The organism is Planosporangium mesophilum (assembly GCF_016863255.1).
Lineage (GTDB): Bacteria > Actinomycetota > Actinomycetes > Mycobacteriales > Micromonosporaceae > Planosporangium > Planosporangium mesophilum.
The window spans coordinates 165696-178597 of sequence record NZ_BOON01000018.1 but is presented as its reverse complement, the minus strand read 5'-3'; the positions used below and the strand labels follow the sequence as shown (position 1 = coordinate 178597).

10 protein-coding genes are annotated in these 12902 nt (G+C 67.7%); 7 read left to right on the top strand and 3 right to left on the bottom strand.

The genetic code is table 11. From position 1 onward, the window contains the following. Positions 1-548: 548 nt before the first annotated feature. Positions 549-2168: a GAF domain-containing protein gene (locus Pme01_RS10655; RefSeq protein ID WP_168114540.1), complete on the bottom strand. Its 1620-nt coding sequence runs from the start codon at positions 2166-2168 to the stop codon at positions 549-551. Between the two features lie 201 nt (positions 2169-2369). Between Pme01_RS10655 and Pme01_RS10650 the strand changes: the two genes are divergently transcribed. The 5 genes from Pme01_RS10650 (at position 2370) to Pme01_RS10630 (ending at position 5978) form a co-directional block, all read left to right on the top strand. Beyond that, positions 2370-2648 carry a hypothetical protein gene (locus Pme01_RS10650; RefSeq protein ID WP_168114539.1) on the top strand — a complete coding sequence of 93 codons (279 nt, stop codon included), beginning with the start codon at positions 2370-2372 and terminating at the stop codon, positions 2646-2648. A gap of 204 nt (positions 2649-2852) precedes the next feature. Continuing rightward, the gene (locus tag Pme01_RS10645) at positions 2853-3110 is read left to right on the top strand and encodes a hypothetical protein (RefSeq protein ID WP_168114538.1); all 258 of its coding nucleotides are present in this window, start codon (positions 2853-2855) and stop codon (positions 3108-3110) included. A 155-nt stretch (positions 3111-3265) separates the two neighbouring features. After that, entirely contained in the window at positions 3266-3964 is a 699-nt protein-coding gene (locus tag Pme01_RS10640) for a hypothetical protein (protein WP_168114537.1), read from the top strand. Between the two features lie 355 nt (positions 3965-4319). After that, positions 4320-5441: a hypothetical protein gene (locus Pme01_RS10635; protein ID WP_203935533.1), complete on the top strand. Its 1122-nt coding sequence runs from the start codon at positions 4320-4322 to the stop codon at positions 5439-5441. A 306-nt stretch (positions 5442-5747) separates the two neighbouring features. Next, on the top strand, positions 5748-5978 hold the full coding sequence (locus Pme01_RS10630) for a DUF2188 domain-containing protein (protein WP_168114536.1): 231 nt from the start codon (positions 5748-5750) through the stop codon (positions 5976-5978). Positions 5979-6214: 236 nt separating this feature from the next. On the opposite strand, the gene Pme01_RS10625 is transcribed toward Pme01_RS10630, so the two are convergent. After that, complete coding sequence (locus tag Pme01_RS10625) at positions 6215-6727, bottom strand: tetratricopeptide repeat protein (protein WP_203935532.1); 513 nt, start codon at positions 6725-6727, stop codon at positions 6215-6217. Positions 6728-6989: 262 nt separating this feature from the next. Between Pme01_RS10625 and Pme01_RS10620 the strand changes: the two genes are divergently transcribed. Together Pme01_RS10620 and Pme01_RS10615 are read left to right on the top strand one after the other, a co-directional pair. Then, positions 6990-7247: a hypothetical protein gene (locus Pme01_RS10620; protein WP_168114535.1), complete on the top strand. Its 258-nt coding sequence runs from the start codon at positions 6990-6992 to the stop codon at positions 7245-7247. Between the two features lie 496 nt (positions 7248-7743). After that, on the top strand, positions 7744-8550 hold the full coding sequence (locus Pme01_RS10615; protein ID WP_203935531.1) for a hypothetical protein: 807 nt from the start codon (positions 7744-7746) through the stop codon (positions 8548-8550). Between the two features lie 188 nt (positions 8551-8738). Here Pme01_RS10615 and Pme01_RS10610 read toward each other — a convergent pair whose 3' ends face one another. Further along, positions 8739-12854, bottom strand: coding sequence for a LamG-like jellyroll fold domain-containing protein (locus Pme01_RS10610; protein WP_168114534.1), 4116 nt, complete (start codon positions 12852-12854; stop codon positions 8739-8741). Positions 12855-12902 lie beyond the last annotated feature (48 nt).

The following is a 12902-nucleotide window of genomic DNA, read 5'->3' as shown; positions in this document are numbered from 1 at the left end:
ACGCCGTACGGCGAGGCGTGTTTGGACCGTGGAGGCGGTGAGGGAATTGGGTACCGTCACCGACCTCGTGACTGCCGCTTCGGTGCTGTGTATCGGACGCAGCAAGGCGTACGAGTTGGCACGAACCGGGCAGTTTTCGGTCGAGGTATTGCATGTGGGGAGGCGCTACCTGGTGCCCGTCTCGGCCCTGCTAAAGGTGACCGGCTTCGCGCCGACGCGAGATTAGCAAGACGGACACCCAAGGTCGACGGAGACGTCGGAAGTGGATGGCCCCTTCATCCTAGGATGCTTTACGCGGTGCGGCCCTTGTCACCGAGGTGGATAGCCGAGATTGAAGAAGCCCTAGCCAGGAAGGAAAACTGGCCAGTCGGCCGCTGTTGCCGATGCGGCCGACGAGGCCGGCGTGCGGATCGGCGCGCGAGTAGGGCAGTGGTGAGCAGGCGGCGTTGCGATCGTGAGAAGCGGCAACGTGGCTACTCGGATGGCGACGGACGGCCCCGGAGCTGGGCTGACGAGACCACAGTGGAGATCGTCGGTAGCCCGGTTTCCTAACGGGTGCCGACAATGTCACGGGTGACGGCGGACTGTTCGGTCAGCACGCCACTGATCATGGTCTGGGTCTCGTTGATGCGTTCGACGATCTCGCTGATCGAGGCGAGCGCCTGCACCACGTTACCGGCGTCGTTCTGGATAACGGTGATCAGTTCAGCGACGTCGCCGGTCGCACGTGCCGTGCCTTGGGCGAGTTCCTTGACCTCGCTAGCCACCACGGCGAATCCCTTGCCGGCCTCACCAGCACGGGCGGCCTCGATGGTCGCGTTGAGCGCCAACAGATTGGTCTGTTCGGCGATACCGGTGATGACCTTCACCACGTCACCGATCTTGGCGCTGGACTCCGAGAGTCGGGCGACGACCTGGTTGGCCTCGCCGGCCAGCGCATTCGCCTGGCCGGCGACGGTGGTCGCCTGTGCCACATTGCGCTCGACCTCCTCGATGGAGGCGACCAGTTCGGTACCGGCGGAGACGAGCCGGTTGCTCTCATCGGTGCGTTGCAGCGCCTGAGAGACCAGGAAGTCGGTGTTGCGCAGCGCGTCGGTGCGGCTGTCGGACAGCGTCAGCGTTTCGGTGGCGAAGAAGTCCATGGTGCCGACGACCTGATCGTGCAGAATCAGCGGCAGGCAGACCCCGGACCGGACACCGGCCCGCCGGGCAGCCGGGGCGCGGACGCAGTCGGTCACCTCGCCCAGGTCGGCGACGAAGACCATGTCGCGGGCCTTCCAGGTCCGGCCAGCGAGCCCGACGCCCTCGGCGAACGTGGCCGAGTGGGTGACTCGGCGGAACTCCTCGCCGGCGCTACCGGATTCCAACACGAAGCTCAGCACGCCTGCGGCAGGGTCGACCGCCCAGAATGAGCCGTACTCCCAGCCGAACTCCCGCCGGATGGTCTCCAGCGCCTGCCGGATCGCGTCCTCCCGCGTGGTCGCCGTGAACAGGCCACGCAGCACGCTGTTGACCGCGGCGATGTCCGCAGCGACGGCCTGCTGCCGCTCGGCCTGCTTCACCCTTTCTAGGGCCTGTGACACGACCAGTCCAATGCTGCGCAGCGTCTCCATCCGCTGCTCGGATAGCTCCCGGGTCTCGGTGGCGAAGAAGTCCATCGTGGCGACCACCTTGCCGGCCTCCAGCAGCGGGAAGCACACTCCGCTCTGCACGCCGGTCTTACGCGCAACCGGCGCTCGTACGCAGTCGGTCAGCTCACCGAGATCACGTACGTAAACCAGGTCCCGATTGCGCCATGCGCGCCCGGACAGGCCCACACCCTCGCCGAACGTCGCGCTCAGGGTGACCTGCCGGAACTCCCGGCCCGCGTCGCCGGACTCCACCGCGAACCGCAGGACGTTGACCTCCGGATCGACGCGCCAGTACGAGCCGTACACCCAGCCGAAGCAGTCCCGCACGGCATCCAACCCCGCCTGCACCACCTGCTCGGAGGAGGTGGCCGTGCCGAGCGCCCGGACCACAGCCGTCACCGCGGATGTGTTGGCTCGCGACTCCGCGAGAGCGGCGTCCGCGGCGTCCTTGGCATCGGAGCCCCGACCACCAAACCAGCGACTGCCCGGCTTGCGGGCGGGACCGTGGTCGTGGCTGGACGCTAGTGACGCTGCCATCAAGGTGGCCCCTTCGTACAGAGTGTCGTGGTAACGGACGTTTTCCCGTCGGCAGCGATGCGGACATCACGTGGACGACCGACCTACTGTCGGCCATCAAGACAGGTACCTGAGGAGTAGGGAGCCTGTGAGTGCCAGGAAGCCGTCCGTTGTGGTTGAGCTGTGGTTTCGTGGCTTGGTCCCGGACGAGATGATCGGCGGGTGGCGCTCCGACTGATCTACCTGGCGTTCTCGCGGTTGATGAAGTGGGCGGTGTTGCTGGCCCGAGATTCGGCCGCCGAGGACATCGAGTTGCGCTGGGTCGGGATCGTACGTGGTGAGCTGCTCGACCGGATGCCCGTCGTTGGGCGTCGCCATCTGCAGTCGGTGCTGATCGAGTACGTCGATCATCACAAGCGCACCGTCCACACCGCTTGCTGGGGCAAAGTCCGCCGCTTGGACCCGCTTCAGTTCCAGTGGCCACTAGCGGTGGGCGGCTAGTACGGCGAGATCGTCTTGGCGGCCTGATCGGTGAATACTCGCAGTCCGCCTGATGTGACCGACTATCTGGCACCCACAGGTGAGCAGGCGGCGTTGTGATCGTGAGGGTGGTGAACGGGGCGTGGGCAGGACTGGCGAGATGTGGCAGCTGTGTCGGGGCGACGAGGTGCTGGGTGAGATCACGGTCACCGGCGCGGATTTCCCGTGGTTGAGCGGGGACTTCGCTGCGCGGGCCGGGTTGCCGAGGTCGAGTCGTTGTTCGCCGACGAGCTCGCGCTCTCGGAGATGATCGCGGACGACGACGGCACGGGCGACGCCGAGGCGTGGGAGACGGCGGACGACCGCATCGCCGAGACGATGGCGTTGGTGGCCCGTCCGGTCGGGTTGCCGGGTTCCTACGTGCATATCGGCGGGGGCGAGGCATGGTTTCACTGGAGCGATGAGCCATTCGGCCAGCAGTAGCGCGACGTGCGTAGACGTGAACCGAGGACCTGCTAGTTCAGGGGGTCGCGGGCCTGAAGCGCGTACGGACTGACCGCGGTTCTTGTCGCACCCGCGGAGTAGGTTCGGCCGCCAGCCAGATGCTCCTGGTCTGGTGAGACTCGGAGGGAACAGGGATGGGCGCGGCGAACCGGGCACCGTACGCGATCGGCGATGGCGGGCTTCCCGACACCACGACCGTCTACCTGAGGTGCCCGTGCTGTGCGGTGCTCGCCGTCCCGCTCGGTCTGGTGTACGCCCCCGGCGACGTCGGCGGCATCAGCCCCGACCACGTGGTCGAGATGACGTGCGGCGTCTGCGGTGCGGACTCCGTCACGACTGCCGCCGCGATCGTTGCCCGGGAGGCCGCCCGCGTCTGTGCCCGCTGCCGGTTGAGCCTCGCCGTGCCGGCGGCCGCCGACGAGGTGGTCTGCCCCGGTTGCGAGCTGCACCAGCGTGGCCCGGCTACGCTTGCCGACCCGCAACGCGCCGCTGCCGTCGATCGTGTCCGCACGGCGAACCTGGCCGCGGTCCGGGCGCGGCTGCGCGCTCTGCGGCAGATTCCTGAGGAGGAATCCGCCGACGAGCTGCCCTGCTACATGGACGATCCGCTCGTGGACCGGCGCTCGCACCGGCTCGCGCTTCACCACGATCCCGACGCGTCCGCCAGCACTGGGCGTCGGCTGCAGTTCGGGGTCTGCTCATGCGGGGAGTGGGTCACCCCCAGCTGGGACACCGGCGCGATCTTCGCGGCGTATGACCAGCACATGAGCGAGGTCCAGACCAGCGTCCACGAGCAGGCGCGCGGGGGCGGGCTGGTGCCGCCTGACGCCTGAGCCCCATCCGCGGCCGGACCGACCTCCAGGTGGCCGGCTGGACGAAGTGGCGGCGCCACTCGCCTGCCCGTCGAAGCCCAGACGGCTGCGTCGCCGACCGAATATGACGTCGACGGCGATCGTGGGACAGAGCCCGGCAGCGTCAACGGCGCAGCAGCGCCGCCGATGGTCTGCAACCCGGCCTCGGCGTGCCTGACGAGGGCATGAGTTCAGGTCGCCGACCGTTCCATTCAGGCGTGCCGGTCACGGGGAGCAAGTAGATCTGGCGTGTGAGTGCGTCGGCCGTTGGCGATCGTGCCGCGTTCCCGAGAAGTTGGCTTCGGTACCGTGTGAGATGAGAGCACGGGAGTGAAGCGTGACGCGCTACGCGATCGACGAGGCACGCGGCGAACTGGCCGCCAGTTGGAGCACTGGGTACGGCGACGTCTCGACCACCGTGGCGGCATTGCCGGTAGCGTCGACCAGTCAACAGCGGTTGGTCTTGGCAGCGGCGTTGACGGCTCTGTCGGGGCAGCTGTGGCGCTGCTACACGCATCCGGCGTCAGCCTCGCCGACCTTGGAGATCAACAGCGACGGGTGGCGCAGGCAGCAGCAGCGTGATTCGTTCGCCGCCGTGGTGAATAGCGTGCGTAGGCCGAACCTGCCCGACGAGCACGGCACGCTGACTGTTTCCTACGACCCGGTAGAGGAGTGCGCGCACCGGGTGGGCCGCGCACTGCACGTGATGACCGACGAAACGCTGACCGCGGCGGTGGCGGCCGACCTCGAGGCTGAGATCGCGGCGGTCGGGCAGGCCGAACGGGGAGACCTGTCTGACCGGGCGCGGCAAGCCGTCGAGCTGACGCGGGCCGCCCCCTCTCCCACGCAGGTCGCCGAAGCCGATGGGGTCCTGTCCGAGAACCCTCTGGCCTGGGACCGATTGTTCCTCGACTTCGACCCGGCGGCTGCCGCGGTGGCGGCCGCCCACTGGCTGCGAGCCGCCGCCGGCGTGGTGTCGGAGGCCTCCGGGATCGCCGTGACGGAGGTTCTGACCGAAGCGGACAATATCGAGGCCCTGCCACACGAGACCCCGACCGTCGTCCTCGAGCTGCTGGACAGCGGCGTCCGTCCGTATGACGCGGTGAGCTTGCTCATCCGTGAGGCGATGCTGGTGGCGGAGGGTGAAGTGCCGGACCTGGGCCGTCTCCGCGATGCCATCGACAAAGTTGACCGGCTCGTTGGGGAGCATGCGGCTGACGGTCTGGATGCGGCCGAGTACGTTGCCACGGTCAGGCTCACCCCACTCGACCCACGCCGTCCCGCGCGGGACCTCCTGGAAGACCTGCTCACTGGCGTCCAGGGCTGTCGGCTGCTCTACGGCGAATACGCGGATCTCGACGATGCCGGCGACGATGACGGCCTGGAGGAGCTGATCGACGAGGCATTCTGCCGCGAGGTCCGGAAGCGTGCGGTAGCAGACAAGCACCGTCTCCTGTAGCGGGAATGCCTCTCTGTCGGGCTGACGTACGACATGCGCACCGAGATCGCCGGAGCCTCGGGTGGTAGCGGGCGTCCTCGGTGCGGACACCGACCTGAGACGCGTGCCGCCGACTCTCTACATCAATATCCTTGGAAGCTTTACGGGTGGTCGTCCGTCTCGTAGCGCGAAGCGGGGGAGGCGCACCAGCCGGTCTTCGTCCACAGCGGACGGATGGGGTTTCCGCTCGAGCGGTGATGTTTGACAACGGTTGCGACTGGGGCAGTTATCGATGTAGCGAACAGCGTCTAGCAGAGGAGTCGGAAGATGCCGGCGGGAGACGTCGAGACGTATCACGAGGACGGGCAGTGGAAGAACCGCCCGGAAGGCAATCAGCGCGCGAGCAGCACCCACGACACCAAGGCCGACGCGCAGGGTCGAGGTCGCGAGATGGCCATCGACCGCGGCGTCGAGCATGTGATCAAGAAAGAGGACGGCACGATCGGGGAGAAGAACACCTACCCACGCAGCCGCGATCCACGCGACATCGAGGGCTGATGGCTGAGGGGGTGCCCCGACCGTTTTCGTGGGGCGCCCCGTTGCCCGTCCACGGAGAACGTCGGCGAGCCTGAAAGCGCGGGGCCGCCGTATGGCGGCGGAGATCCGGCGGCGCTCGGCGTCGCGCAGCAGCTCGGCGCCGTCCGCGTCGCGATGTGCCGCACCCGAATGGGTAGACATCACGGGAGCGGAATGAGAGCAGCGGGGCCGGCGAACAACGTCTCGCCCGATGCTTCCTATTCGGGCCGGCCGTCGGCGAGCCACTGGGCGTGGCCGCGCAGCCCGACCGCCCACCGCCCGAGGTCGGTGACCTCCGCGTGCCCGGTGACGACGGTGAGCAACTCGGCCACCGCCTCGTCTGGCCGCTGGGCGTCGTTGAGAGTCAGGGCGCGGAAGACGCGTACGGAGTCGGAGTCGGGGAACTCCCTGCTTGCGCGGTCGAGCACCGCCAGCGACTCGTCCAGCTCGCCCAGCCACCGCAGGGTGCTGGCGTACTGGCACAGGCACCGACGCAGGACGTCGCCGTCGAGGCCGAGGGCGAGCGCTCGCTCGTAGTAGCCGCGGGCGGTCTCCTCCTGGCCTGCGGTGTCGTAGGCGCCACCCACCTCGTACACGAGGACGGGGTGGTCAGGGTGTTCGGCGAGCAGCGCCTGGAAGTAAGCGATCGTCGGCGCCATGTTCGCCCGGTCGCGTTGGTCGTAGCCGCGCTGGATCGCCTCGGCCAGTTCGGTCGTCACGTCGGTCGTCACTGCTGCAGTCCCTATGCGTACGAGCCTGAAGATCAATTCACTGTATCGCGGCCTCGTCCGCAGGCGCCTACCTGCGGGTCGGCCCAGCGTTTACAGCGTTTGTGCTCGAATTTGGCGGGTTGCGTCCTTACCGCTGCGTCGACGGTCGGGTGCAGCGCGCGCACCGGCATGAGCGCAACTGCTGCAGCCGCCGAAGTACCGGGTCACGCTGGTCGATCCCTATCGTAAGCATCTGCGCCGCCGCCGCGCCGAACAACCCGACGTGCCGGTGACCCGCCTGCTGGACGAGATCCGCGGCCTCGGCTACACCGGCAGCGCCAACCTGCTCGTGCGCTACCTCAACCAGGGTCGCGCGGACGCCCCGCGCACACCACCCGCGCCACGCCGGCTCACCTCGTGGATCATGACCCGGCCCGACCGGCTACCCGCCCCGCACCGTAACCACCTGCACGAACTGCTCGCCGCATGCTCCCACCTAGCGGTGCTGTCCGACCGGTCCGCGACTTCGCCAGACTGCTGACGGAGCGTCGCGGACAGGATCTCGACGCCTGGCTTGCCGCCGTTGACGCCGACGACCTGCCCGCCCTGCACAGCTTCGCCCGCGGCCTGCGCAAGGATCTACCCGCCGTGATCGCCGGCCTGCCCCTGCCCTACAGCAACGGGCCGATCGAGGGCGCGCGAACACGAAGGTCAAGCTGCTGAAAAGGCAGATGTACGGCTGTGCGGGCTTCGCACTCCTCCGCCAGCGCATCCTGCTTGCATAGGCGACGCCGCGTGACCACGGGATATGTGCCAGAGCCGTTCGCGAGATAGTCCCCGGGCTGACGCCCGGTCGGCGTGCGAGTAGGTCGGTGAGCGGGCGCCCTGCGGCCCCTGCAGACCAGCTGCGCAACAATTTGGTCGTCGGTTAAGGTCGACCCTCGTCATATTTTATGTCAGCCGTCAGGTGCTAATACTTGATCGGGAGTTACACCGTTCGATTTACAGGCCAAATGCGGCAGAACTAGGCTACGTCGGTGATGCTGCTGCTATTGAAGCTGCTGCTGGCTCCGATACTGGTCGTTGGCTCGTCGCTTGCGGGCAGGCGATGGGGCGCGCATGTGACCGGAATGTTGGTGGCGCTGCCCGTTGTGGCAGGACCGATTCTGCTGATCACATGCTTGGAGCATGGCGCGCGTTTCGGGGCGCGGGCTGCGTCGGCCGCCCTACTCGGGCTGGTGTCACTCGCGGCGTTCGTCGTGACATTCGCCTGGTGCTCGCGAGTGTATGGCTGGGTTGGCTCGCTGTTGGTCTCGTGGGGCGTGACCCTTGGCGCTGATGTCGCCCTATCTCGATTCACGCTGTCCGCAGCGTGGGGCCTTGTAGTGGTGCTGATGGCGGCATGGGCTGCGATGGCGGCTTTGCCTGCACCGCAGCGGCACGAGGAGGTGCTGCCTGCAACATCTGGCGGGCAACTGGCCTGGCCTTGGTGGGATCTGCCTGGCCGGGCCGTTGCGACGGCGGCGCTCGTGGCGGTGGTAACCGGAGCGGCCGGCGCTCTCGGCCCGAACTTGACCGGCGTGCTGGCGCCCTTCCCGACGGCGATAAGTGTGGTTGCAGCATTCGCCTTGGCGCAGCAGGGGACCGCAGGCGCGGTGCGAACATTGCGGGGAGTTCCCCGTGGTCTGCTCGGCTTCTCCGTGTTCTGCTTCCTCGTGGCCGTTCTCGTTGAATCCGTTGGCGTCGCCACTGCGTTCGGTGGTGCACTCTCGGCGACTCTGGCCGTGCAGTTCACGTGGCGCTGGGCATTAGCCCGGCGGGACGTCCATCAGCTTTCCGCGTGACTATGCCGCCCCATGTACGGAGATGTGCACGTCCGGTTCTGAGGGCCGGTCGCACAAACTACCTGCTACCTGCTGAACGGTGGGCAGGACGCTGCGGCTGAGTCCTTACCGCACACCGGTGCCCGTCGAGCCGTTGCCGTCAGAAGGTCAGTGACTCGACGGGCGCCGATGCGTTGGTGGTGGGTCAGTTACCTGATGAAGAACTTTTCCCAGGGGCCGATGGTGGTTCGGTTGGCGATCAGTGGGGAGCCGCCACCGCTTTCGGCGGTGACGTACTGGCCGTTGGCATTGGCCAGCAGACTGATACTGCCGTCGCTGTTGTTGATGATTTTGAACTTTTCCCAGGCGCCGATGGCGGTGCGGTTGGCGATGAGTGGCTGGGTTCCGGCGTTGTCGGCGGTGACGTACTTGCCGTTGGCGTGGGCGCGCAGCGCGATGTAGCCGTCTCCGGTGTCGACCTCGTCGAACTGTTCCCAGGGGCCGCTGGTGGTGCGGTTGGCGATGAGTGGGTAGTCGCCGGCGCCGTCGGCGGTGACGTACTTGCTGTTGGCGTTGGCGAGCAGGCTGACCGTGGTGAGTACGTCGGGTTTGAGAGCGCTGTTCCAGGTTTGGACGTTGCTGATCTGGCCGGCGTAGTACTGCTGGTGGGTGTCGTTGTAGAGGTAGCTGCCGAGGACGATGTTGCCGGTGGCAGGCCAGGTGACGGTGGTGGTGTGTTTGCCGGTGGCCGCCAGGGTGTCGTTGACGTACAGGTACATGACGCCAGCGGGGGCGTCGTAGACAGCCTGCAGGTGGGTCCACACACCGAGTTGGATGCTTCCGGCCGAGGCGGCGATCCCGTTGTAGGCCCAGCTGGTGGTGTCGGAGGTGGCCAGGGCAAAGCGCCAGGTCTTGTCGGGGTTGTTACCCCAGAGGATGAAGCGGGCGGAGTGGGCGCCGTCTTCGGAGGCGATGACGCCGGCCTCGTTGATGGGTTTGACCCATGCCGAGACGGTAAACGAGTTGTTGGTGTCGATGATTGCTTTCCCGTTGGGGCCGGATCCGACGAGCATGCCGGTGGGGGCGGCGTCGATAGCGCCGGTGGAGTCGATGTTGAGCTGGGCGTCGGGGCTGTAGAGGTCGCCGGTGTGCCAGTTGGCGTTGCCGGAGTTGCTCGGGCGGGCGAGGTTGCTGCCGCCGGTGGTGTCGGTGGCGGTGGTGATGGGGCCGGAGGTGATGACCTTGTTGGTGGTGCTGTCGTAGGCGCCGGACAGCGGCCAGGTGTGGTCGGAGGTGATGAGTGTCTGCGGGGTATGGGCGGTGATGGTGGCGGTGGTGCCGGTCAGGCCGCTGACCAGGTGGGCGGTGGTGGCGCCGTTGGCGCCGACGGTCCACAGGTCGGGAGTGCCGTCACCGTTGATGTCGGCGGCCTGCAGGGCGAGGTTGGCACCCTGGTTCCAGGTGCTGGACAGGCTGTACTGGGTGTAGGTCAGGGCCCAGGTGTTGAGGTTGAAGGCGAGTTTGTTCCACAGGAACAGGGCCCCGGTGGTCTTGTTCCACAGGAACATGGCGGTGCTGCCGTCGGTGTGCTGGCAGGTGGTGATGGTCCAGGTGTTCCAGTCGGTGCCGCCGGTGGGTGTGGGGTAGGTCGTTGGGTCGAGGGCGACGGGGAACTGGTAGTTGTTGGTGCCGTTTTGGTTGGGGTAGTAGGCGAGGTAGTAGCCGTTGGTGGGGTCGCCGTTGACGGTGATGAGGTCGGGGTAGGCGAGGTTCTGGCCGGCGGCGTTGCCGGCGTTGGCGACCTGTAGCGGGTTGGCGTTGTTGATGTCGAGTAGGGCTCCGGCGCTGAGGGTGTGTTCGTTGCCGCTGAGCTGGGCCTGGATCACGGAGCCGTCGCCGTTGCCGTTGAGGACCATGCCACCGCCGGCGTTGGTGCCGGTGGGGTAGTAGACGAGGACGTCCTGCAGGCCGCTGCCGGTGAAGTGGCCGGTGATGGCCTGGGCGCCGGTGAAGTCTGCGGGGGAGTTGTCCCCGGCGACACCGTTGCCGTTGGCGCCGATGTTGACGCCGGTAGTGCCGACGCCAGGAGTGTTCTTGGCGCCGAGCCACAGGCCGGCGGGCAGGCCGTTCTGGGCGCCGACGGTGAGCAGGTCGGCGTGGCCGTCGCCGGTCATGTCCTGATCGGCGGCGGTCGCTGCCGGGTTGGAGTTGAAGATGACAGTGGCGGTGTCGCCAAGGTTCTTACCGACCGAACGGCTGGTGACGGCCAGCGTGTTGGTGAACCGGGTCGGGGTGATGGTGACATCGACGCTGCCGTCGGCCTTGGCGTTGACGGTTTGCGGTGGCGCGGCGTTGAGCTGGTAGATGTAGCTGTCGGGGAGGGTGCCGGTGGCCGGCGGCTTGATGGTGTAGAGGAACGCTGTGCCGATCGTGGTGCTGCCGGGCGGCGTAACGGTGGGTGCGCCGGTGCGGGTGGGGTCGAAGTTGAAGGTGCAGGTGGCCGACCACGCCTGAGGGGCGATGCCATCGTTGACGCCAGCCTGCCAGGAGAACGCGGTGATGACGGCTTTGCCGTTGGCGTCCTTGTCGGCGTTGGTCATCAGCGTCGCCTCAGGCACGTTGCGCACGGCGGTGGTGCCGGAGGAGGAGGTGAGCGGGCCGGCCGGGATCAGGTTGGCCTTGGTGGTGTCGGAGGTCTTCCACAGCTGGTAGGTGACGTCGAGGCTGCCGCCGTCGGGGTCGGAGACGGGGGTGTAGAGGGAGACCTGGCCGTCGCCGACAGGGGAGGGTGGATTGGCGCCGCATTCGGTGGCCGGGGAGGTGGTCATCCCGGTTGGCGTGTTGGGGGCGTGGTTGTAAGTGATGGACAGGGTGGGGCTGGTGGCCAGGAATTTCTTCCAGCCGTTGCTGTCGGACTCGTTGCCGGCGGCCAGGGCGAACGTCTGGGTGGATTTCCAGATGTTCACCGCGTTCCTGATGGTGCCGGTGACGTCGAAACCGATGCCGTGGGCGGGGCAGGACGTGCTGTAGCCGTAGGCGAGGTCGCCCCAGCTGATGACGCCGCCGAGGCTGTTGGCCCAGTAGTTCCAGGTGGCGTTGCCGGGGGTCAGGACGTCGGCGGGGGCGTACAGGTTGAGCCTGCTGGCGGTGCACGACCAGGAGTGGGTCTCGGTGATGTTGAAGACCGCCGAGTTGATGGTCGCCCCGTACAGGGTGTTCAGCGGGATCGGGAAGTTGACCAGCGTGCGGGCCGTGATGTTGTCGTCGGTTTCGTAGCCGACCTGCATGCGGCCGTCCGGGGCGGGGGTGAGGCCCCAGTATTTGGTGGCGGCGTAGCTGGGGTAGCCGTCTCTGCGTGCCACGCTGGCCCAGCCGTTGTTGGTCGCGCCGACCGGGGTCCAGGACGGGTCGATGTAGACCGGGTAGACGGTGTTGGGTGCGGTCAGGAAGGCCTGGTCGGGGGTGAGGTTGATCGCGCCGCTGGTGGTGGCGACGCCGATCGGGGCGGTGTGGGCGGTCCCGCCGGGACCGGCGGCACTGGACGTCGCTGCCTGCTGGGTGGTGGTGGGTGATGTGGTCGTGGCGGAGTCCCACATCCTCGGCGTCGGGGCGGTGAAGATTGCGCGGCCGTGGTCGTCGGCGGTGATGTTGCCGGCCGTGTCGGCGGACACGCTGACGCCGGTGGCCTTGGTGGCCAGCGACAGGGTCTTGAGCGCCGGGTTGGTGGCGGCGGTGGCGTCGTGCACGGCGAGGACTTCGGAGAACCCGCCCTGGGTGTCGGCGGTGACCTGCAGATCCACCCCGGGCAGTACCTGGGCGTAGGTGGCGGTCGCGCCGGCCAGTGTCGGGGTGGGCAAGGTCATCGGCAGCGAGATGGCCAGGGACTTGCCCCTGTTTTGCATCGTGGCCAGCGGGCCGGCGCCGCCGCCGGACAGCGTCAGCGCACTGGTCGTGACCGCAGGCGTGATGGAGCCATCACTGTTGCGGTTGAGCGTCGCGTCCAAAGTGGCCCATGCTCCGCTGGCGGTCCGCTTGCGCGTCGGCAACACCGATCGGGTCAGTGTCAGGGTGCCGTTGGGGTTGGCCGTGAGCGTGTCGGTGGGGGTGGTCGCCCCGTCCACCGCGACCGCCTTGCCAGTCGATCTCGCCTGCGCGAGGGCCTGCCCGGCGGTCAGCGTCACCGCTGCACTCGGCGGCGTGGGTGTTGGCGAGGCTGGTGTGGCGGGGGTGGCGTAGGCGGGGGCGGCGACGGCCAGCACAACCGCGGCTGCGGTCGCCGCGCTGACCGTGCGGAGTGCCGGTCGGCGGCGGGGAACGGAACGCATGTAACGGCCTCTTTCGCGTCAGGGGCGTGACACACCCGTCGTGGTGAT